The organism is Bradyrhizobium sp. 35, assembly GCF_023073215.1.
Classification (GTDB): Bacteria; Pseudomonadota; Alphaproteobacteria; order Rhizobiales; family Xanthobacteraceae; genus Bradyrhizobium; species Bradyrhizobium canariense_D.
The window spans coordinates 159,140-179,717 of record NZ_JADPJC010000010.1 but is presented as its reverse complement, the minus strand read 5'-3'; the positions used below and the strand labels follow the sequence as shown (position 1 = coordinate 179,717).

At 60.1% G+C, this 20,578-nt stretch carries 19 protein-coding genes; 7 read left to right on the top strand and 12 right to left on the bottom strand.

All coding sequences use genetic code 11. From position 1 onward, the window contains the following. Positions 1–106 precede the first annotated feature (106 nt). Positions 107–1,237, bottom strand: a complete 1,131-nt coding sequence (locus tag IVB36_RS01530; protein WP_247390331.1) for a M20/M25/M40 family metallo-hydrolase — start codon at positions 1,235–1,237, stop codon at positions 107–109. A gap of 280 nt (positions 1,238–1,517) precedes the next feature. Here IVB36_RS01530 and IVB36_RS01525 point away from each other — a divergent pair, with 280 nt between their 5' ends. Then, positions 1,518–3,125, top strand: a complete 1,608-nt coding sequence (locus IVB36_RS01525; protein WP_247361948.1) for an ABC transporter substrate-binding protein — start codon at positions 1,518–1,520, stop codon at positions 3,123–3,125. 240 nt (positions 3,126–3,365) lie between these two features. Then, positions 3,366–4,961: a glycosyltransferase family 39 protein gene (locus tag IVB36_RS01520; RefSeq protein WP_346731031.1), complete on the top strand. Its 1,596-nt coding sequence runs from the start codon at positions 3,366–3,368 to the stop codon at positions 4,959–4,961. A gap of 9 nt (positions 4,962–4,970) precedes the next feature. Here IVB36_RS01520 and IVB36_RS01515 read toward each other — a convergent pair whose 3' ends face one another. The 7 genes from IVB36_RS01515 to IVB36_RS01485 form a co-directional block, all read right to left on the bottom strand. After that, positions 4,971–5,111, bottom strand: coding sequence for a hypothetical protein (locus tag IVB36_RS01515; RefSeq protein WP_018455321.1), 141 nt, complete (start codon positions 5,109–5,111; stop codon positions 4,971–4,973). A gap of 54 nt (positions 5,112–5,165) precedes the next feature. Next, on the bottom strand, positions 5,166–6,416 hold the full coding sequence (locus IVB36_RS01510; protein WP_026232922.1) for a multidrug effflux MFS transporter: 1,251 nt from the start codon (positions 6,414–6,416) through the stop codon (positions 5,166–5,168). A gap of 412 nt (positions 6,417–6,828) precedes the next feature. Further along, entirely contained in the window at positions 6,829–7,620 is a 792-nt protein-coding gene (locus IVB36_RS01505) for a competence protein CoiA family protein (protein ID WP_247390327.1), read from the bottom strand. Next, positions 7,617–8,207: a hypothetical protein gene (locus IVB36_RS01500; protein ID WP_247390326.1), complete on the bottom strand. Its 591-nt coding sequence runs from the start codon at positions 8,205–8,207 to the stop codon at positions 7,617–7,619. Before IVB36_RS01500 ends, IVB36_RS01505 begins: the two co-directional genes overlap by 4 nt. A 77-nt stretch (positions 8,208–8,284) precedes the next feature. Beyond that, a complete protein-coding gene (locus IVB36_RS01495) occupies positions 8,285–9,079 on the bottom strand; it encodes a hypothetical protein (RefSeq protein ID WP_247390324.1) in 795 nt (264 codons plus the stop codon). After that, positions 9,039–9,539: a DUF488 domain-containing protein gene (locus IVB36_RS01490; protein WP_247390322.1), complete on the bottom strand. Its 501-nt coding sequence runs from the start codon at positions 9,537–9,539 to the stop codon at positions 9,039–9,041. Before IVB36_RS01490 ends, IVB36_RS01495 begins: the two co-directional genes overlap by 41 nt. 358 nt (positions 9,540–9,897) lie before the next feature. After that, positions 9,898–10,383, bottom strand: coding sequence for a hypothetical protein (locus IVB36_RS01485; protein ID WP_247390321.1), 486 nt, complete (start codon positions 10,381–10,383; stop codon positions 9,898–9,900). 305 nt (positions 10,384–10,688) lie between these two features. Here IVB36_RS01485 and umuD point away from each other — a divergent pair, with 305 nt between their 5' ends. The 3 genes from umuD (at position 10,689) to IVB36_RS01470 (ending at position 13,251) form a co-directional block, all read left to right on the top strand. Further along, positions 10,689–11,249, top strand: a complete 561-nt coding sequence (gene umuD, locus IVB36_RS01480) for a translesion error-prone DNA polymerase V autoproteolytic subunit (RefSeq protein ID WP_247390319.1) — start codon at positions 10,689–10,691, stop codon at positions 11,247–11,249. A 2-nt stretch (positions 11,250–11,251) separates the two neighbouring features. Next, the gene (locus IVB36_RS01475) at positions 11,252–12,514 is read left to right on the top strand and encodes a Y-family DNA polymerase (RefSeq protein ID WP_247390317.1); all 1,263 of its coding nucleotides are present in this window, start codon (positions 11,252–11,254) and stop codon (positions 12,512–12,514) included. Between the two features lie 521 nt (positions 12,515–13,035). Continuing rightward, the gene (locus tag IVB36_RS01470) at positions 13,036–13,251 is read left to right on the top strand and encodes a hypothetical protein (protein ID WP_247390315.1); all 216 of its coding nucleotides are present in this window, start codon (positions 13,036–13,038) and stop codon (positions 13,249–13,251) included. 66 nt (positions 13,252–13,317) lie between these two features. On the opposite strand, the gene IVB36_RS01465 is transcribed toward IVB36_RS01470, so the two are convergent. The 3 genes from IVB36_RS01465 to IVB36_RS01455 all read right to left on the bottom strand — a co-directional run bounded on the left by IVB36_RS01465 (position 13,318) and on the right by IVB36_RS01455 (position 14,299). Beyond that, entirely contained in the window at positions 13,318–13,491 is a 174-nt protein-coding gene (locus tag IVB36_RS01465) for a hypothetical protein (RefSeq protein WP_247390313.1), read from the bottom strand. Between the two features lie 298 nt (positions 13,492–13,789). Further along, positions 13,790–13,996 carry a hypothetical protein gene (locus tag IVB36_RS01460; protein WP_247390311.1) on the bottom strand — a complete coding sequence of 69 codons (207 nt, stop codon included), beginning with the start codon at positions 13,994–13,996 and terminating at the stop codon, positions 13,790–13,792. A gap of 24 nt (positions 13,997–14,020) precedes the next feature. Further along, entirely contained in the window at positions 14,021–14,299 is a 279-nt protein-coding gene (locus tag IVB36_RS01455; protein WP_247390309.1) for a hypothetical protein, read from the bottom strand. Positions 14,300–14,672: 373 nt separating this feature from the next. Between IVB36_RS01455 and IVB36_RS01450 the strand changes: the two genes are divergently transcribed. Next, a complete protein-coding gene (locus tag IVB36_RS01450) occupies positions 14,673–15,233 on the top strand; it encodes a recombinase family protein (RefSeq protein WP_247390307.1) in 561 nt (186 codons plus the stop codon). A 14-nt stretch (positions 15,234–15,247) separates the two neighbouring features. Here the strand turns inward: IVB36_RS01450 and IVB36_RS01445 are convergent, their stop codons facing one another. Next, complete coding sequence (locus tag IVB36_RS01445) at positions 15,248–16,678, bottom strand: MobA/MobL family protein (RefSeq protein ID WP_247390305.1); 1,431 nt, start codon at positions 16,676–16,678, stop codon at positions 15,248–15,250. Between the two features lie 255 nt (positions 16,679–16,933). Between IVB36_RS01445 and IVB36_RS01440 the strand changes: the two genes are divergently transcribed. Beyond that, entirely contained in the window at positions 16,934–20,422 is a 3,489-nt protein-coding gene (locus tag IVB36_RS01440) for a type IV secretory system conjugative DNA transfer family protein (protein ID WP_247390302.1), read from the top strand. Positions 20,423–20,578 lie beyond the last annotated feature (156 nt).

The following is a 20,578-nucleotide window of genomic DNA, read 5'->3' as shown; positions in this document are numbered from 1 at the left end:
CAGCCTAACATTTCAGCAATTCCCATGCCATCCGGGCCACCGTTTTTGCAGTGCGGTCAACTTGTTTCGGTGATCTGGCCCGGTTTTGGCGATGTGGCTCGCGCCGTTACTGCAGAGTCGCGAGCAGCCCCGCCATCAGCCGGCCGCGTTCGACCAGACTTTCAACCTCGATATACTCTTCGAGCGTGTGGCCGTTGCCGCCACGCACGCCCAGGCCGTCGAGAGTCGGGATGCCCATTGCGCCCGTGAAATTGCCGTCGGAGCCGCCGCCGGCGCTCGCATGCGGCAGTTCTGCGCCAAGCGACTTGGCGATCCCGCGCGCCCTTTCATACAGCGCCATGGTGCCGGCATCGGGCTCCCAAACCGGACGTGTCACGCCGCGCGTCACCTTGAAGGTGACATCATTGGTTGTACCGGAGAGCGCCAGCATCCTCTCGACGCCGCGATCGAGGTCAGCCTGGCGCTTGGCCATCGAAAGCGCTTCGCCGGTGGCGGTCGTGGCAACGCAATTGACCCATTGACCCCCGTGCACGACGCCGACTGAAAACGTGCAGTCTTCGCCCGTCATCGCATCGATGGCGAGGATTTGCCGCGCCATCTCGCGAATCGCCGAGCGGCCCGCCGACAAGGTCGCGCCGGCGTGGCTGGGACGGCCGGTCGCCTCGAGATTGAAGCGCGCGATGGCGTAACGTCCGGTGGTGACGCCGTTGTCGGCGCGGCCGGGCTCCGGCACCAGCACGTATTTGTTGCGCGCGGCTTCCGCCTCGATGATATCGCGCGTGGAGGGTGTGCCGACTTCCTCGTCGGGCGTGAACAGCACGGTGATCGGCAGTGGCGTCGTGAACGAGGCGCGGGCCAGTTGTCGGATGGCTTCCAGCGAAAGATAATTGCCGCCCTTCATGTCGTAGATGCCGGGGCCATAGCACTTGTTACCCTCGCGGCGCCATTTCAGCTTCTCAATGGTGCCTGTGGGGTGGACCGTATCCATGTGTCCGGCGATCAGGATGCCCGGTTCGCCCTGCTTCGGATGCGGAAAGCGGGCGCGGATCACGCCGCCAAAGCCCTGGCGACCGGCGATGCGCTCGATCGTCGCACCCATGATCGCCATCTCCCGCGCTGCGATATCGAGCATGCGGTTCACGGCGCTCGCGTCCCAGGTCGGGCTTTCGCATTCCACCCAGCCGCGCAGACCCTGGAGCATCGCTTCGGAATCGAAGGGAAGATTGGCTGGATTCATCTCAATGTCTCTCCAATGTCTCTTGGGCTTTGGAACATGGAACGCGCATTGCATCGGCGCGGGGCAGGACAGGCGGAGAGTGTTGTAGAGCCAAACCGATCCTTGTGGAGCCCGTGTGCGCGCCGCTTGGGCTTGCAGCGAAACCGGATTGACGCGCTCGGCACCGTCTGCAAGTCTCGAAAAGATAAAGGCATTGCATGAGGTTAGTTCGCCTAAAGAACGAACCGGATGCTCAATCAATAACCTGCCTTTGAACAGTTTCACGTCAGGAGAACTTTTTATGTTTAAGTTGATGCGCCGGGGGCCTCGCGCGTTCGCCTCCAAACTTGCGCTGTCGGTCGTCGCGCTTTCGACCGCACTGGCCTCGCCGGTGCTTGCGGCCGGCAAGACCATCACGGCGGTGATGCATTCGGATCTGCGCATCATCGATCCGATCTTCACCACGGCCTACATCACGCGTGACCATGGCTACATGATCTACGACACGCTCGTGGCGCCCGATTCGAACTTCAAGATCCAGCCGCAGATGGCGGACTGGAAGATCTCCGACGACAAGCTCACCTACACGTTCACGCTGCGCGACGGCCTGAAGTGGCATGACGGTGCGCCGGTGACGGCGGAGGACTGCGTCGCCTCGCTCAAGCGCTGGGCCGCAGTCGATGGCATGGGCCAGAAACTGCTCGACTTCACCGCCAGCATCGAGCCGACCGATGCCAAGACCATCACGCTGAAACTGAAGGAGCCCTACGGCCTCGTGCTCGACTCGATCGGCAAGCCGTCCTCCCGCGTTGCCTTCATGATGCCGAAGCGCCTCGCCGAGACGCCGCCTGACAAGCAGATCCCCGAGCAGATCGGTTCGGGGCCCTTCAAGTTCGTGCAGTCGGAATTCCAGCCGGGCGTGAAGGCGGTCTACGTCAAGAACACCGATTACGTGCCGCGCAAGGAGCCGTCGAGCTGGACCTCCGGCGGCAAGGTGGTGAAGGTCGACCGCGTCGAGTGGATCACCATGCCGGACTCGCAGACCGCGGTGAACGCGTTGCAGTCGGGCGACATCGACTTCGTGGAAAATCTGCCTTACGACATGCTCCCGTTACTGGAAGCGAACAAGGACATCACGATCGAGGTCTCGAACAAGTTCGGTTTCCAGACGCTCGGCCGGATGAACTTCCTTTATCCGCCGTTCGATAATGTCAAAGTGCGCCGTGCTGCCTTTCTGGCGATAAACCAGAAGGACGTTCTCGACGCGCTCGTCGGCAACGCCAAATATCAGAAGGTCTGTGGCGCCTTCTTCGTGTGCGATACGCCGTTCGCGACGGAGGCCGGTGCCGAGACCCTGGTGAAGGGCAACGGCATGGCCGAAGCCAAGAAGGCGCTCGCCGAGTCCGGCTATGACGGCACCCCGATCGTGATCATGGCCCCCGGCGATGTCACGACGCTGAAGGCGCAGCCGATCGTTGCGGCTCAGTTGCTGCGCGAGGCCGGCTTCAAGGTCGACCTGCAAGCGACCGATTGGCAGACGGTGGTGAGCCGCCGCGCCAGTCAGAAGCCTCCGAAAGAGGGCGGCTGGAACATGTTCTTCACCAACTGGGTCGCGGCCGACGTCTCCAACCCGATCGCCAATCTCTCGATCGGCGGCCAAGGCAAGAAGGGCTGGTTCGGTTGGGCCGAGAACGCCAAGATCGAAAAGCTCAAGGACGACTTCGTTCGCGCCGCCTCGCTCGACGATCAGAAGAAGATCGCCGCTGACATCCAGAAGGAAGCCTATGAGCAGGTGATCTACATCCCGCTGGGGCAGTATCTCCTGCCGAGCGGCTGGCGCAAATCGCTGACCGGCGTGCTCGACGGTCCCGCGACCCCGCTGTTCTGGAACGTCGATAAGTCGGAGTAGGGCAAAGGCCCTTCCTTTCGTCCGGATCATCATGCGGCGCCGCTGTCATCAGCGGCGCCGCTCTTTTGCCAGTCTCGGTCCTTTGTTGACCTTACGCCGGCTGAGAAAGCGGATGCTTTCAACGTTCCCAGTCTGCGATCATTGCTATTTGTTTCGATCCAGAACTAGATGTGTCGTGCTCGCGCATCATCTTCCTTCCTCCATTTGATTCCAGTGCCGATCGATTTTGCATTCCAGGTGATGGCCGAACGGTCCGATCGCGCGCCGGCACGATGGCGCCGGCCATTCCGGCGTTGGCTCGATGGCCATGAGACGGGCTGGGCCGTGCCGCTTCTCGTCGCCTGCTTCGTCGGGATCTGGACGCTCTATCTGGCAGTCGCCTATGCCGGCAGCGGTCTGCACCCCGATACGCTGGAGGCCTGGACGCTGGGGCGGCATTTCGCGTGGGGCTATCCCAAGCATCCGCCATTGACCGGCTGGGTTGCCGCGAACTGGAGCGCCATTTTTCCGCTCACCGACTGGTCGCTGCAATTGATGGCGATGGCCAACGCCGGGCTCGCGCTGGTCTTCGTCGATCGGATCGCGCGGCAATTCGTGAGGGGGCACAAGCGCGTCCTGGTGCTGTTGCTCCTGATGCTGACGCCGGCCTATCAATTCCATGCCCAGCGCTTCAACGCCAATGCGGTGCTGCTGGCGGTCTGGCCGCTGGCGACCTGGTGCTTCCTGCGCGCATTCGAGACCCGAGCGGCGTCGTGGGCGGTTGCCGTGGGATGCACGACGGCACTGGCCATGGTCGGCAAATATTATTCGATCTTCCTTGTCGCGAGCTTCACGTTTGCCGCGCTGGCGCATCCGGCGCGACGCGCCTATTTCACTTCCGCCTCGCCCTGGATTTCGGTCGTCGTCGGGCTTGCGGCGCTGTCACCGCATCTTCATTGGCTCGCGACCACGGGGGCATCGACCTTCACCTACGCGCTGAACCATGCCAACGGCACTGCGGCGAGTTCTGCTGCTGATGTCAGGAACTTCCTTTTGGGCCTGTTGGCGGCCATGAGTGTGTCAGCCGTCAGCTGGGTATTGATCGCCGGCACGCGGCTGAAGCAGTTTCCGGACGATTTCGCGGCAATGAATCCGGGCCTGCGGCTCCTCTTTTACGTTGCCGTCGGCACGATTGCGCTGCCGGTCCTGATCTCGCTCGTGATGGGCACCGATCTGCCGTCGCTATGGGCTTTGCAAGGGTTGTTTCTGTTCGCGATTCTCGTGGTCTGCGGCACAAATTATTCAATCGAGCGCTTTTACACCGTCAACCTCACCGTGGTCGTGGCCGGTGTCGCGCTCACGGCCGTCCTCGTCGCCGCGCCGACCCACGCGGTCTATCGCAACCATCACGGTTACGAGGAGGGGCGCAATTTCTACGCGCAAGCGGCGAGCCGATTGACACGCGAGTGGCGCGAACTGACGGACGAGCCGCTCGCCGCCGTCAGCGGCGACGATTCACTGGCCTTCGCGACAGCCTTCTACAGCCCGGACCACCCGCACCACGTGCGGCCGTTCGAGGATCAATATCTCGGGGGCTTGCCGCACAAGACGACGCTGGAGCGCGGCTGGGCCGCGCTCTGTTTTCGCGATCAGGATGATTGCAGCCGGTGGATGGACTCGGTGGCCGGGCGCGCCGGGCATTTCATCAGGCGGGAACTTATCATACAGGCGCAGCTATGGGGCCGGCCCGGTCTCACGCGGGAAGTGGTTGTGCTGATGGTGCCGCCCCGTGGAAGCGGCGCGGCACCCGAAGGCATTGCGGACGATTTCAGCGCCAGCAGGCGCGCAACGGAATAGGCGTCTTGCTCAGCAGTGGCTGTCGCGGACCCGCTCGAGCCCTTCACTCGCGAATGGCACGGTGACGGCGGTCTTTTCGGCGCTCGACGGCGTGCGTTCCGTCTCCGCCCGTTCCGCGGCGTCGTGGTCTTTACGGTGTTTCGGTTCCATTGAAGCGCCCTTTCAAATTGTTGCAGTACAACATCGAGAGCGCCACGGAGTTCCTCAGCCGATGGCGCGATGATGCGGCCTGAACAACCGTCCTCTCTCCACCACCAGCACGATCGCGAGCGCGGCGAGGGACGACACGAAGAAGCCGACCGAGAACGGCAGCAACGTGCCGTCGAAGCTTTGTCCGATGGCCATGCCGACGGCGATGCCGATCAGCGTGGTGATCGAGCCGTAGAGCGAGGACGCCGTGCCGGCGATGTGGCCCTGCGGCTCCATGGCGAGTGCAGTGAAGTTGGCGACCATCATGCCGAACGAGAACATCATCAGCGCCGAGAGCACCATGAACAGGGGAAGCGGCAACGCGGCGAGGCTTTCCGTCAGCAGCATCACTCCCGCCACCGCGGTGTAGAGCGTCAGCGCGCCGTGCGAGATCACGCGCATGCCGAGGGTCCCGACGAATCGCGCATTGAGAAAGCCGGCAATGGCGGTGCCGGCCGCGATCCCGGCGAAGGCGAGCGGAAAATAATGGCCGAGGTGATAGATGCCGACAAAAACTTGCTGAGCCAAAAATACGTAGGCGAACAGCGCGCCCATGACGCTACCGGCGGCGAGCGCATAGCCGAGGGTTTGGCGATGGGTCACGGTCTGCCAGTAGGCCGTGAGCACGTCGGCCGGCGCAAGCGACCTGCGTTCGCTCTCAGGCAGGGTCTCCGGAAGCCGCAGCACGGACCATGCAAGCGCGAGCAGCCCGTAGAGCATCAGCACGACGAAGATGCCGCGCCATTGCGTCACCAGCAGCACCGCCTGTCCGAACGAAGGGGCGATCACGGGGACGGCGATGAAGATCATCATCGCAAGCGACATCACGCTCGCCATGCGGCGGCCGACGTAACAGTCGCGCACGATCGAGGTCGCGATCACGCGAGTCGCCGAGGTACCGAAACCCTGCAGTGCGCGTGCCAGCAGCAGCGTCTCGAACGACGGCGCCGCAATCGCCAGCACGCTTGCCACCGCATAGACCGCCATCCCGCCGAGCAGCACCGGGCGGCGGCCAAAGCGATCCGACAGCGGGCCCATGACGAACTGCCCCGCGCCAAAGCCGATCAGGAAGGTCGACAGCACCAGCTGAAGATGGTTGGCGACGGGGATATTGAAGGCCGACCCGATATTGGGCAGTGCCGGGAGCATCATGTCCATCGCAAGCGGATTCAGCGCCATGATCGACGCGATCACGATGACGAATTCGGGGAAACCCATGGGACGGTGTCCCGAGGACACCCAGTCGTCGGCATTGACGTCGGACAAGAAGCTCACCTCTGATTTGAGGCCCTTATCTATCTTCAATGCTGCGTTGCACAAGCAACGTTTCGGGATGGCTGGCAGGCGGTGCAGGAGCAGACAGGAATTGATGAGGTATCAGCGCTCGCGGCGCGCCGCGCGCGGCGGGATCCTCCGCGCAGCTTTCGTGGTGCGGGCAGCCGGGGTCGAACCGGCACAGCGCTTGCGCGCCGAGGGATTTTAAGTCCTCTCGTCAAGCCTTAAGTGTCTTGTTTTGCTTAGGATTTTTTGATGGTTTAGGAGGCCGTGCTAAAATGCGTGCTAAATCCGGCACTTCCCGCTCGTCCGGATCCGTCGAATCGGTTCGGCAGCCTAAAATAGCCTTTACAGCTTTACAGTAGGTTTAGAAGCTAACCGGAGCTGCTCGGTGGTGATCTGCTCAAAAACGCGGGGGCCGTCTTCGCGGTCCACCCGCGAACCCTCCCGGCCGCTGGTAACTCTGCCGAGCCTCTTGCGCTGCTCGCTCTCGAATGACTTGAGCAAAGTTCGTGACCGTATCTCTTGAAATCAGTTCTGCACGGCTTGGAGCAATGCTCACGAATTGCTCCGGCGAAATGCCAACAACCACCGCGTTCCCCTCAGCGCGGCCGGGAAGCAGGCACCACAGAGTGTTCTTGTATGGATCGAAGGACGGTCCTTGTTCGCGTCCCCGAAAATCAAAGATCACCGGCACCAAGCAATTCAGCCACATCTTGGGAAAGCATTCTTCGGGGAATGGGGTGAGAAAGTGCCCATTGATGATGGGTCTCAACACGTCTTTCCCCTTGAGAAGCCGTGGGTAGTCCATTTCTAAGCGGGTGCAATCTACTACCCAGACCATATTTCCGTAGAAGCGCTCGCGCGCGACTCGCTCCTTTGGGTCGAGATGCGAGTGCTGAAACTCAAACACAAGACCATGGCTGGTCCGCACATCCGCGATATGCCGCTCGCCAGTTACCTGGTCGTGCTGGATGAACTCTTGGAATTCAGCGGGGAAGCAATTCTTCCACGCGCGATGCCATTCAGTTTCTGGTTCTGCCCAGGTGTCGCAGTCCCGCTTCCCACGGTGCGCCCAGTGCCAAACTCTGTGGGAGCCGCATTTCGCAACGACTTCAGATCGACATGAGGGGCATAACCCGCGCGCGCCTGCTAAGGCCTCGACGCGAGTTTCTGCCACGAGGGCAAGTTTCATGACTTAGTGCTTGCTTTTCCGGACCATGCTGTCTCTTTGGCCCCTTTTGCAACTTCGTCCTGCCTTCTTTTTGCATTTTCCTCGACGCGCTTGAGGAGAGCGTCAGTCTTGTCCAGCCAGTGGGTCGCCTCCTTGGCGGTATCAGCTTTTCGGAGCTCTGTTGTGAGCCGGGCAAACACAGGCATGGACCGCTTAAGTATTTCGTCTAGTTCTAGTTCGCTATCCGGATCGAGGAAGAGTTGGTCAGTAAGGTGAGCCGCCCCTTTGTTGATGCTTGTTCGCTCGATTGTAGTGAGGAAGTTGCTGCCAACGCCACCAAGAACACTTAGCGGATCGATTCCAAGGTCTGTGGCAATAACGTCGTCTTTGTCTCGCTTCGCACCACGGAAAAATTCATCCATCTTGCGCACGGCAAGGAAGCTATGCAGGCGGGTGGCATCGGAGATTAGATCAAATCCCCGGTCCAGACCCATGACCATATCGTCCGGATCTACATGTCTTGCGAAGTCCTCACACCAAATGGCGAAGCCGAAGCAATGATCGATGCACTGGCAGGCAGCCGCTATCTGTGCTGAGCGCGCTTTCATCGACACCACCGATCAATTGGTTTTTTCACCGCTCATCACCTTAGTTCTTTTGACATTGCTTTCTCGGGCTGGTGCATTCACAGGTCCAGCAATAGCTGTCCAAAATCCGACATCTGGACAAGTCCATTGATCAACCACGTGTCGGGATATTGCGAATGCGTTCCCATTGCGAACAGAAGCCCCTTGGAGGGCATTTCCTCGCCCCACCTGGCCTTCATCTTCTTGATCGTCTCTTCCTCGGAATACTGCTTTTGCCAATTGAAGAAGGTGGCCTCCGTCTCCCAATCCTGGCATGTGCCCGTGCGCTTCCCATCCTTGGTCTCGTAGTCGTACTTGAAGCGATACGGACACGGCGCATAGGGGATGATCGGGCCAAGGAAAAGGTCGGTCTGTTTGGCGGCGAGCTGATATTTCTGCCGTTCGTCCTCTAGTTCGGCATCGGGCTTCTTCTCTACCGTGAACCGGGTGATTTTTGGACGGATGAAGGCGAGGCTGCGCCCCTGGGCGCGCTCGTCTTCAAGGCTCTCGACGACCATGGGCGCTACCAAGCCGTAACGCTCGCGCTGCGGCAAACTGCCACCAATTGTCAAACTCTGATGGTCCAGGCGGCGACTCTCAACCCGCCTGTCGTCTCGTGGCCGCTGTGCGGTGTACCGCACTACATCCCAGCGCCGAAATTGCTGCGCGTCCTGCAACGTGCGGAATGCAATAGGATAGAGCCTCACCCATTCCCGGGACCGGGTTACGGCTGCCGTACAGACTGTCTCGCCATGCTTTCCGCTGAGCTGCGGAGCAGCCTTGACGATAATGATGGCTTCATCCGCGCCGTTGTTAGGCGAGGGAGAACCCTGGGAGGTGTGGGCGCTGGGCATAAGAACGAATCGAACTATCGATTGATAGATGGTGCAATTGCAACCCAGTCTGCCTTACCAGATGGTCGGCCACAATAGACCGATGGCAATTGCAGTGATCTTGTTCAAAGCACATCAGGCAGCATGGCTGGCACCTAATCAGCTCGGCCGCCCTCGATAGATCGCGCTGCGCAAATTCGGATTTCATGTGGCGACCGAAGATGCGCCGAAACTCGGCGTATTCTCCCGCCCTTGCTGCATCGCGGCCGGGCTTCGGGTCTCCCAGCCCTTTCAGGTGCACATAGGCGATGCCGCTGGCTTCCAGATTGGCGGCGAGGGCCGATTTCGAAAAACCGCGTTTACGTGAAAGCGGCAGGTCGCGAACATCGATCAGCGTTTTCACCCCGGTGCGGCGCAGCGTGGAGACAAAGGCCTCCACTTGGGAGCCTTCGTATCCAATTGTGTAGAAGCTTTGCTGCATCGGTGTCCTCTTTCTTGGATCGTATCATCATCTTCTGATGGCGGGGCCAATAACCCCGGCGGCCCGCCGGATTTGTGCCGTCCGGTGTGGCAAGACCGCCATCGCTTCGCCATAGCACGCTCTTTGCTGCGGTCGCCTTAACACCATTCTGCTTGCTCCGACGAGAGCGAGCGGCACCAATGCCGACTCGTCGGCATTGGTGATGATCAGCCCTTTGCAACGCGCACGGACCGCGTCAAGGGCGGCTCGGCCGCTCGTCTTGACCCTTGATGCGGTCCGGGCTCGGTGCCACCTGAGCGTGATTTGTCACTTTGTTGCCATTACGGTGCACTCCCGGACTTCGTGCCAAAGTAGCTGATTAATCAATAATCTCCACTACTCGGGCGTCCTTCATGCTCGTGGCGTCAAACCAGCATTCAACCTTAAATCTCTGAGGAACTCCGAAGGCGTTTTTTGCTGTGAATTTTTTCGCTATCCAAGTTCTGCCATCGCCACTCTCGGCAACTTGTATGCCCCAATCAAAATCCGCCGATGCTGGAAAGTTCATCTGCGTTTTTGCAAATCGCTGGCATAGCAAGTCTCCTTCCCCTTCAGGATCCGGATAGGGGCCAATGGAGGCTCTTGGTACGGCAGAAGAAGGAGTAGAAACATCCGCTTTCTGGGAGTGATCTGAGCACCACCATACTAATGCGAGCACTACAAGCATCACCGCTACAGACCTCGGCGGCGCTGGCGGAGATCCGATGGGATTTTCTTTGAGTCCCCGCTTCACATGCGCCCAAAAATTGGAAGGCGCAGATTTTGCGTCTTTTTGAAAACGCCCCGCTGAGACTTTCCTGCTCATCTAGTTTGCCTTTCCTCGATGCTCAAGATCACTGGTGGGTAGCCAGGGGGCAAGTGCCGTGCACGCCGTTTAGTCAATTTGATAAGGAAGCTCTTCCGCTATTTAGTCGACGCGCGTGCCAAGCTCTGGGCTTCCAGGATGAGAGACCTTAGGCAGAGGGCACGGACAGCCGTTGCAACTGTTCGGAGCGCGTCGAGGGCGGCGAAGCCGCTGGTCTTGATCCTTGATCCTACTGGGCGCGACGCCACCTCTACGTGATTGTAGGTCCCTTTGATTTCTGTTACAGTAATCAAAGAGGGTGAGTCATGGAGCAAACAAGCAAGCGGGGAGGATTACGTCCAGGCGCTGGTCGGCGTCCGGGACTGCCCTCAAGCGTTGTCCGACTGCCAGCACCGATCGCGAGCGTTGCCCGGCGCATCGCGGGCAAAGACCTTCGATGGGGGGACATCAACGGCTTTCTCGACCTGCACATCGGACCGCGCCGAACCGTCCCCCTCGTCGGCTCCAATGCCGCGTGTGGCTTTCCTTCACCTGCCGACGACTTCATGGATCGTGCGCTCGATTTCAACGAGCTGCTGATCGAAAACCCCGCAGCCACGTTCGCAGTCCGCATCGCCGGAGAGAGCATGACGGGCGCAGGTATCTTCCCGAATGACATCGCCGTAGTCGACCGCTCGCGGACACCTGTCGATTCATCGGTGGTGCTGGCCCTGGTTGACGGTGAGTTCACCGTTAAACGCTACCGCCGACGCGGCAAGAAAGTCTGGCTGCAAGCCGAAAATCCGGCGTTCAAGGACATAGCCATCAGCGAAGACACCGCCTTTGAAGTGTGGGGCGTGGTCAAGCACACCATACGGGTGCTCTAGGCGTGGCAGCGCCTATCGCCCTCGTGGACTGCAATAACTTCTACGCTTCCTGCGAACGTGTCTTTCAGCCAAGCCTGCGCGGCAAGCCCGTGGTTGTCCTCTCTAACAACGACGGCTGCGTTATCGCACGCAGTAATGAGGCGAAAGCGCTCGGCATCGGGATGGGCGACCCCTGGCACCTCAGCAAAGCAAAGTTCGAGAAAGCCGGGGTGATCGTCCGCTCCAGCAACTACACCCTCTATGGCGACATGAGCGCGAGGGTTATGCGAACGCTTAGTGAGTTCTCGTCGCGCATGGAGATCTACTCGATCGATGAAGCCTTTCTTGATCTGTCGGGATTTGAGCGTGACCTCCAATCTCACGGCCAGGAGCTGAGGCGCACCGTGCTGCAATGGACGGGCATTCCGGTCTCGGTGGGCATCGCACCAACGAAGCTTTTAGCGAAGGTCGCCAACAGGGTCGCCAAGAAGTCGCCAACGAGCGGAGGCGTATTCTCTCTGATGTCGTCGGAAGCCCAGACCTCCGCGCTCGCCTCCCTAGAGCTGACCGACCTGTGGGGCGTGGCCGCTCGCCTGGCCAAACGCCTGAACGAACTTGGCATCACCACACCTATTGAGCTGCGCAATGCTGACGCGCGATTGATCCGCGAGCGCCTCGGTGTGGTATGTGAGCGCATCGTGCTGGAGCTTCAAGGCATCCCGTGCCTGCGGCTGGAGCAGGTCACGCCCGATCGCAAAAGCATTGTCTGCTCGCGTTCATTCGGCCGAGCTGTCCAACAGCGGCATGAAATGGAGCAGGCGGTCGCGACCTACGCCGCGCGGGCGGCCGAGAAGATGCGCAGACAACGGTTAGCCACAAGCAGTCTCGTGGTGTTCGTGCTCACCAACAGGTTCAAGCCCACCGACCCCCAGTACACCGCACAGCAGTTGGTCCAGCTTCCGGTGGCAACAGCCGACACCGGCAAACTCATTCGTGCGGCGAGGTGGGGGCTCTCCAAAATCTGGAAAGACGGTTTTCGCTATAAGAAGGCTGGGGTCATGCTGCTGGACCTCGGTCAAGCCTGCCAAGTTCAGACCGATCTCTTTCACACGCCGGATGACAGCCGCTCAAAGGCGCGCATGGCGGCCCTGGACGCGCTTAACGCGCGTTTCGGGAGGGATACCGTATGCTTTGCGACTTCCGGCGTTAGACGTGGATGGAAGCTGCGCAATGACCATATCAGCGCGCGCTATACGACCAATTGGGATGAGCTGCTGGCTGTGTAGCAGCCACAGAGACTTGCTTTCGACGTCGAGGAAGCATCGACATTGAAGCAGCTTCGGATTTATGGCATAAGAAGGATGCTCGCAGCGCACGAGCTTGGTTTAGCCAGGAAGGCCCCACTGCAATGGGGCCTTTCCTTTTTCCTAGAGCCTGATGGTGAAGCTGAACGCGAGTTCAAGCCCCTTCCATGCAAGCCTCAGGAAGGCGCTCGCTGTACGCATGGCGACCTCCTTCTTCTTCTTGGTTTAGCACGGAGGTGCTTGCCCTTGCGAGCGTTGGCAGTGTGAGCCCAGCGGGACGAGGGCGGCAATGAATTCCGGTCGACCGGCGCGCTTTGAGCCTTGTCCCCCCTCACTGCGGGGCATCTCGTATAATGGCTGACAAAGGACAATAACCTATTAGTTCTTCAGAAAACCGCACCCTTCACCGCGCGGTGCCTTGGAGTTCTTTTGGATTCTGGCGCCCCCGCTCAGAATCAAGATGCAGGTAGCTGCGCATCTATCAACTTTTGAAAGAGTGGATCATGAGTGAAAACGTAAAAACCAAACCGGCCTACGAGGCTTTCGTCGTAGATGAATCCGGCAATAACGCGCACTGGACAAAGGTGGGCGCTGCCTGGACGCACGAAGATGGAAAAGGCCTGAACGTATCAATTGCTGGAGGACTATCGGTCAGCGGCAAGATTGTGCTTCGCGCTCCTGGGGTGGAGCAACCGCAGAGGGCGTCGTCCAAGAAGTGAGCCCAGAAATGTTGCCGTCTTTGCCGCAGCCCTTAGGAGCTGCGGCAAATGCTGCCGAATTGTTACCTAGTCGCCGGTAAGGATCAACACCCAGACTATAAGGAGCAATGCGAAATTTGCTCCGTACAGAGCGGGAGCCAGCCATCTTGGCTCCGGGCTTGGAATGTACTTCCGGTAAAGGCGGAAGAGCGTCTTCTCTGATGGGAACATCAGCCTGGCAATCGTCTTGATGCCGTTCATGCCGTCGCCTTGGTCATTTGCAAGCGTCACCGCGCGGGAGATGCCGCGAACACCATGGCCCCGCTTCGCCTGTGGGCCATCCTCGGCTGTTCTGAAGCTTGAGGCAAGCATCAAACGTGCAAGCGGCAGCTTTGGGAGGGATCTTCTGTTTCTTCTCCTGTGCTGTTGCCGGGTTCAGTAAGGCAACGAGAAATGCGGACGCAAGTACGAGTGAGCGCATGTGCGTATCCTGGTGATCGGGGTAATTGATAGACGAAGCGGATGCCGAGCCGTGGGTGGCTTAGTGTACGCGTGGGCCTTAGCGCTTCTGTTTCAAGCCGTCGCGGCAGGCACGGTAAGGGTTCGCCTTCTCGGCCGGAACGGCGTAGGCGCGCCACTCAGCATAGGTGAAGCCATACTTCTTCATGCAGGCCAAAGCATGCGGGGTGTTGTTTGCGGGCTCCGCACCGGCAAAGTTGGTCATCATCAGCATGGCGCTCACCACGGCAAAAGTACAAGTCTTCATAAGCGTGCTCCTTCCAGGTTCAGACTACCGGCACGTTCCGCTGCCAGTTTCTCCAAAAGTACAAGTCGCTCCATTGCCAAGCTTCACCTGATTGCGAGCAATCAGACGGCCGGACATGAAGTCGGCGGGGCACTTCCCTCCCGCCGCTATGTCATGACCTTGAGCGCGCCATTGGCGGCCATTCGGCATGATGAATACCTTGCAGCCAGACAGGCCTGCCGCCGTACCAATCTTCAAGATAGAGCCAGCCGCGTGCGCGTCTGCTGCCGCCAGCAAGAAGGCGATCGCCAAAAGCCACTTCATGCATCGTCCTTTCAATCGAAAAGCACCGCCAGTATCGCCATGAACACAAAAGCCACCGCCATGATGCCGAAGCCGACAACGGCGCCAAACCCTACCGCCATGATCATTGAGGTCTCCTGTGAACGACCATCTCCCAATGGAGAAGGCTGTCTTTGAAGACAATTGATGCGCAAAAATTCTGATTTACGGTTTCTCACTCTGAAGCGTAGAATGAGGCGGTCATTGAAATGGAAGTTTTCTTATTGGTCTGGCTAACACCAAGCAAAGACTCAGGAATCCGCGAGGAAACAAAAACAAGGCCTTATAGCCTCTTTGAGCTTGCAAAAGTCAGGACATCTGCGGGGAGCTCACCCTTCTACGGAGGCCCCCTGTAATGGCGATGCTTGGATATGCAAGGGTAAGCACGAACGGCCAAGTGCTGGACATTCAAGAACTTCAATTGCGAGCAGAGGGATGCGCGAAGATTTATGCGGAGAAGCAAAGTGGCGTGAGCGACAAGCGGCCCGTACTCAAGAAATTGCTGAGGGACGTCAAAGCCGGTGATGTTGTCATCTTTGCCGCGCTCGATCGACTAACACGCGAAGGCCCCTATAAGACTCTGAAGATTCTGGAATGGATTACTTCCAGAGGGGCGACATACCGGTCGCTTGCCGAGCCCTGGGCAGACACCACGACCGAGCTGGGTGAAGTACTAGCGGCACTCGTCGGCTACATCGCTCGCAAGACTCGACAAGATATTATTCGTCGTACAACGGCGGGACGGCTCCGTGCCCGAGCTGCTGGCGTAAGATTCGGCCGCAGGCCCAAGCTTTCACCTGAGGATCAAGACCAGGCGCTCCGTCGTCGGCTTGCAGGGGAGCTTGCAACGTCGATAGCGGAATCTTTTCATGTGAGTGCATCAACGATCCGCCGCTTGAAACCAAAACCGTCTTAAGCGCGTCCAGTGCCTTATCGGTCGCGTGATCGATCGGATGCACGTTCTTTTTTCATGCGGTCCAGCGCGCGCTGGTCTCGTGCATTCAATTTGGGCTTGGACGCGGCCACAGGATTTCGTTGGCCACCTTTTGCGGCGGGTTCTCTAAAACGATCGAGGCCCAAGTCCTGGAAGCGAGGCTGCTTAGCGAGCTTGTCGGCTGGTTTGACCGTCAGATCCTGCGGGTTAGCCGCACGACCACCCTTCGGTCGGTCAACGAGAGTTTGCAGAGGAGGGCGGCTTGTAGTCGGCTGTCGCGGGGAGGTCAGGTCGGGACGATCAAGGCCCGGATTCTCCGAGCGTGGATTTTGGTTTGCGAACTTGTCTGTTGGTTTGGCTAACACACCCTGCGGGTTAGCCGCGCGAACACCATTCGGGCGGCCAACGTGATTTTGCCGAGGAGGACGGGATGCAGCTGGCTGCAGTTGGGATATCCCGTTGGAACGATCTAGGCCCAGGTTCTTGGAGCGTGGCTTTTGCTTTGCGAGCTTGTCCGCTGGCTTGGCTGATAAGTCCCGACGGCTCGCGGCGGGACCTCGCTTCGGTTGTCTGCCGAACTGGGGCTGATCAGGGCGGATCTCGGTTGGCTCTCTATGAGGATTGTGGATGGCAGCGAGATCCTGAAGCTCTCGCCCCTGGTTATCGCGGTCGATCGCTGCCCAGTAATCGCGTTCATTCTCCTGTGCTGCGTCACGCCGCTGTCGATTAAGCTCAGGACGGCTCTTGCCCTTATCGATGCGCCGGTAGTCCACACTGCGTTCAGGACGTTTCGCACCTGGCGCATTACGCACGCGCCTCTGACGAGACTTCGGCTTGGCGCCCCGTTTATCCATCGCTTGCGAGCGGGGGCCCTCATGAATGGTCGGCTCGCGCTCGACCCCTTGCTCGGCGAGCGTCCGCCGATCAATCCGCTCGGACCGTCCGGCGCGCTCCAGCGCCTGGTTAGCGAACTTCTCCCAGCTCTCCCGCAGCTGCTCAGTGCTGCCTTTCTCGCTGGTGCCAATGACCCGCTTGCCGGTCCTGGGGTCCCTGTCCCGAAGGACAAGGTGCGCATGGGGGTTTCGGGCGTCTTTTCCTTTATCGTGGAACGCCGCAAGCCAGGGGGCCCGGCCCTGGGTGACGTACTCGGCGAAGTCCCTGACCAGTTTTATTCGCTCGGTTTGGCTCAGCTCCTTTGGAAGGGCGAGCATCACCTTGTCGATGACGCGGGCGTTCTTGCGGTCCTGGTCCTCGCAGGCCCTGAGGTACTCGGCGACTTCGCGGGGGGTCTGGCCGGGCAGGCGCGCCTTCTGCATCAGGCTCATCGCTCGGCGACGGGTGATGTAGTTAATGTGTGCGGCAGCCGTATAGGGTTCGGCCTGGGTGGATTTCCCTACAGGGCTATGGTGCAGGCTGTAAATCGCCACTTGCGGCCCCTCGCGGTGCGCCGGGTTTGCCCTGCAAACCCATAAGTGCGCACTCCCGCCGAACCTCACGGTAGCCACCCTCCCGGACCCTCGCAAGAAGAACAATGCACCGGCCCATCCCCTTCCCCGCATGGCACCCGTGTTCAGGATACGAAAGGTCGTGTCTCGCGGATTTCTGGCCGTGGGCTTGCTCGGGTGTTCAATTTCGGGGCACAACCGATGGCAGCGCCGTCTATGGCACTCTCGTGGGGCAACATGGGTATGCACAAGTCGCCGGACCGCCCGGCTTCGTTCCTGCACCGGCTCGTCGGCATCACAGATGCCGAGCCGCCGATTACCGACCAGGAATATGACCTCTACCAGCGCTTCGTAGGCAGCGTCCGGTACGGGCCAGCCGGTATCGCCAATCGCAATTATCCAAAGGCGGTCAAACGAAAGACCCGTGCGGCTGTCCGCGCGCTGGTGTCCGATCCGGGTCTCCCTGCACTTGTCGAGATGCTGGAACGGGCCAAGTCCCAGGCCATAGCCGACGAGCAAAGGCGCGAGCAAGAGAAGCAAGCCGACGAGGCCAGGGCCGAGTTACGGCGCCAGCAAGAGAAGCTCGCCGCCACCGAGGCATTCCACAACAACCAGCTGAGCGAACTGGAGTTCAGGGTAGGCCAATTCCAGCACCTCATTGGACAGGCCTCCATTCAGGAGGCCACCCTTCGAATGGAGCAGGACAGCCAAAGCGACTGGACCAAGAACAAGCGTGCCTTAAACACCAAGCTTGCGACCCAGGGTGACGCTCGGGGTGCCATGGTGTTTGGCGCCTTGGCAAGCCTGGAAAACACCGCTCGCGATAAGAGTGGTGCTCGAAAGCTGGCCGCCGGCATGGAGAGGTTCGTAATCCGGCGGAGCCTCGTGTCCATGACCGAGGCCGAGCGCGCCACGCTCCGAATGGCGGACGTGCTTGTGGCGGTTGGCCATCTTCAACCAGATGACCACTATCGTATCGCAGTACCCATCGTATGGAACGGTGGTGAATGCGCGTACGACTTCGACCAGGGGACCGAGTTTCGCCAGCGCACAGCAATGCTTGAGGTCCTCAAGCAGCTTCTCGCCGCGTCCCTCGGGACGTCGGCTGGCGCCCGTGAGTATCTGAACCAGGCCGTTCGCGCCGCTCTGGATGAAACACGCGGCTTGCCGCAGAGCCAACGCGAAATCATCGAGCGCTACCTCTTCAGTGGAAATCGCTGGATGTCGGAAGCCGAAGGACAGCAAGCCCTGGCTCGCGGCGACTTGTCGGCTTCGGCGCTGCGCATCGGCGGTTTCCCGGGCGGTAGCGACTTGCTCTATGACCTGCGCGAAAGCCTAGTCACCATCGCGCCCTCCGGCACCGGCAAAAGCCAGGCGCATGTCCTGCGTAACCTGCTCTACATGAAAGCCCCCGCCGTGGTTCTCGATATTAAGGGCGAGATGTCCGCCGCGTCGCGCCAATGGCGCGAACGTGAGGTCGGCAAGACATATGTTTTCTCGCCGCGCGACCCGGAAGCGTCTTTCCACTATAACCCCCTCGACGATATCGGCACCGATCCGGAGCAAGCATGGGAGGATGCGCGTACCCTTGCGGATCTCATCTTTAAGCCGACCGCAAAATCCCGCGACGATGCCTATTTCGAAGGCCGCGCGCGCGACCTGCTAACCACCGCATTACTCGATGTTGCCCTGGCACAGAAGGGCACCAAGCGAACCATGGCCTCGGTGCTGGAGTTGCTCTACACCTCGGAGGATGAAGAGGTAATTGCATGGTGCAAACGCCTTGAGAGGCGCAAAAGCACGCAGCTCAGGCTTCAGGCATCCGCACTGAGAGGTATGCCACTCAAGCAGCGCGAAAGCCTGCTGGATACTGCCCGGCGACATGTCGAAGTCTGGCAGTCCCCCAGTGTCTTGAAAGTTACAGCTGACACAACGTTTAATCCGGCATCCATCCGTGAGGAGAACGCCACCGTTTACCTCAAGGTCACGCTCGAAGACGTCGAACGTTATGCGAGCGTGCTTCGGGTCCTTGTTGGTCAGCTGCTACTCAAGCTCTATCGGGTCCAGCCGGAGTCCGATGCTACGGTTGTGACCTTCTTCCTCGATGAGTTACCGCGCCTGGGGCGGCTCGACGTTATCGAGCAGTCGCTCGATATGGGGCGTGGCTACGGTGTCCGCCTCTGGTTGTTCTGCCAGAATCTGGGCCAGTTGCAGACCGCGTATCCCAACGCGCAAGGCATGATGAGCAATTGCGCCATCCGCTGCTTCATGAATCCGGATGAGGATGCAGCCCGTTGGCTTTCCGAGAACCTCGGCACAAGGCATGGACTGCTGGACGGGACCCGCAAGCCTCTCGTCGAGCCCCACCAGCTCACAGGGCCGGAGTTTGCAAACCAGGTTGTCGTGTTCTCGCGCGGCCAATTGCCAGCCCGGCTCGACAAGAAGCCTGCCTTCGCCGACCCGGTTGGTAAGAACCGGATTGATGGCGTGAACGGACCTGGGCAATCGGCAGCGGTGCCCGGCCCGGCCCAATCTCCCGCCGACGCGACTACCGCTCGCACCATCTCGCCAGCGGATGAACCGGTAAATTGGGACGAGGTGCGAGGCGCTACGCCCGCACTACTCACTACCACAGCGCATACTCCCTACCAGAGAGTGCTCAACTCCTGGCAAATAGTCGGTGTGGGCGTTGCTGCTATTCTCACCCTTGCCGGGCTCGTAGCCTGGCTTGGCGGACAGGGAAACGAACTCCGGGCAGTGCGCGCCGAGAAGGAGTCTCTTGCAGCGGCGCTGAAGTCAGCCGAGCAAGCAACGCAAAGCCTCACCCGCGAGAAGGCATCATGGATAGAGAGCCTCCGCGTCTCGGAGCAAGGGCACGAGAAATTCCGCGCCGAAGCGGAGAGCGCCCGGAAAATCCTGGACCTTGAACGCAAGGACCACACAGTCACACGTGAACGGTTGACGAGCGTGCAACGCGAGCTCGAAGCCGAGAGAGCCCGCGCAGCCACTCGCGTCGTTTCTCCGACGGCGCCAATCACCACCACCGAGCCACCGGCGGCCTCAGACCCTTCAAGCATCCCCGCTGTTCAGCCATTGGATGCGGAAGTGAGAACCCTTTCTACGCCGCACGACCCGCAGATTCCACCATGGCCGAGCCAGGCGCCACTGGACGCCCAAAGACTCTGGGCACGGGCCGGTATTCCGCCGATCCCACTGCCTCCGACGGATTGCGACATGCTGGCGGGCAATCCCAACGATCCACGCCGGGTCGGCGCAGGAGCGAAATTTCCAGACCTCAAGCGCAATACCGCCGCAGCGATTCAAGCCTGTGACATGGCGCTAGTCACCTCGCCCGGCGAGCTGAGGTTCTTGTACCAAAAGGCGCGGGCGCTCTACGCCGCCAATGACCTGCGTGCGCGCGCCATTTTTGATGCGTTGATGAATGCGGGCTATCCGTCCGCGTTCGATAACGCAGCGCAGTACTTGATGCGCGAGAACCGCATGCAGGAGGCTGAAGTGCTGTTGCGCCGTGGCGTTCAGCTTCAAGACCCTGACGCGATGGTATCTCTGGCCGACGCCATCAAGACAGGAGCAGTGTCCCCACGTACTGCCAACGAAGAGATCATGCTCTACCAAATGGCCGCCAAGCTCGGGCATCAAGGAGCAAGGAACTACATCGACTCTATGCAAGCTGGCAATCCGATCTGGCACTCTTCTACTCGATAGGGGCCGTGCCGAGCCCGCTCTGCGGCTTGGCGATGGTGAGCCCTGGGCGTCGCGCGGCGGGGCTGTCAAGGGCGGCTTGGCCGCTCGTATCACCCTTGACGGTCGCGCGGAGCGGCGACACCTCGCGGGTCGGACGTCCGACATAGTGCGTTTATG

Excerpts from the sequence above, each read along its gene's own strand:
- IVB36_RS01500 (WP_247390326.1), bottom strand. The coding sequence starts at position 8,207 with ATGAAAGCGCGCTCAGCACAGATAGCGGCTGCCTGCCAGTGCATCGAT.
- IVB36_RS01505 (WP_247390327.1), bottom strand. The coding sequence starts at position 7,620 with ATGAAACTTGCCCTCGTGGCAGAAACTCGCGTCGAGGCCTTAGCAGGC.
- IVB36_RS01485 (WP_247390321.1), bottom strand. The coding sequence starts at position 10,383 with ATGAGCAGGAAAGTCTCAGCGGGGCGTTTTCAAAAAGACGCAAAATCT.
- IVB36_RS01440 (WP_247390302.1), top strand. The coding sequence starts at position 16,934 with ATGGGTATGCACAAGTCGCCGGACCGCCCGGCTTCGTTCCTGCACCGG.
- IVB36_RS01450 (WP_247390307.1), top strand. The coding sequence starts at position 14,673 with ATGGCGATGCTTGGATATGCAAGGGTAAGCACGAACGGCCAAGTGCTG.
- IVB36_RS01490 (WP_247390322.1), bottom strand. The coding sequence starts at position 9,539 with ATGCAGCAAAGCTTCTACACAATTGGATACGAAGGCTCCCAAGTGGAG.
- IVB36_RS01515 (WP_018455321.1), bottom strand. The coding sequence starts at position 5,111 with ATGGAACCGAAACACCGTAAAGACCACGACGCCGCGGAACGGGCGGAG.
- IVB36_RS01525 (WP_247361948.1), top strand. The coding sequence starts at position 1,518 with ATGTTTAAGTTGATGCGCCGGGGGCCTCGCGCGTTCGCCTCCAAACTT.
- IVB36_RS01520 (WP_346731031.1), top strand. The coding sequence starts at position 3,366 with ATGGCCGAACGGTCCGATCGCGCGCCGGCACGATGGCGCCGGCCATTC.
- IVB36_RS01455 (WP_247390309.1), bottom strand. The coding sequence starts at position 14,299 with ATGAAGTGGCTTTTGGCGATCGCCTTCTTGCTGGCGGCAGCAGACGCG.
- IVB36_RS01530 (WP_247390331.1), bottom strand. The coding sequence starts at position 1,237 with ATGAATCCAGCCAATCTTCCCTTCGATTCCGAAGCGATGCTCCAGGGT.
- umuD (WP_247390319.1), top strand. The coding sequence starts at position 10,689 with ATGGAGCAAACAAGCAAGCGGGGAGGATTACGTCCAGGCGCTGGTCGG.
- IVB36_RS01495 (WP_247390324.1), bottom strand. The coding sequence starts at position 9,079 with ATGCCCAGCGCCCACACCTCCCAGGGTTCTCCCTCGCCTAACAACGGC.
- IVB36_RS01465 (WP_247390313.1), bottom strand. The coding sequence starts at position 13,491 with ATGAACGGCATCAAGACGATTGCCAGGCTGATGTTCCCATCAGAGAAG.
- IVB36_RS01470 (WP_247390315.1), top strand. The coding sequence starts at position 13,036 with ATGAGTGAAAACGTAAAAACCAAACCGGCCTACGAGGCTTTCGTCGTA.
- IVB36_RS01460 (WP_247390311.1), bottom strand. The coding sequence starts at position 13,996 with ATGAAGACTTGTACTTTTGCCGTGGTGAGCGCCATGCTGATGATGACC.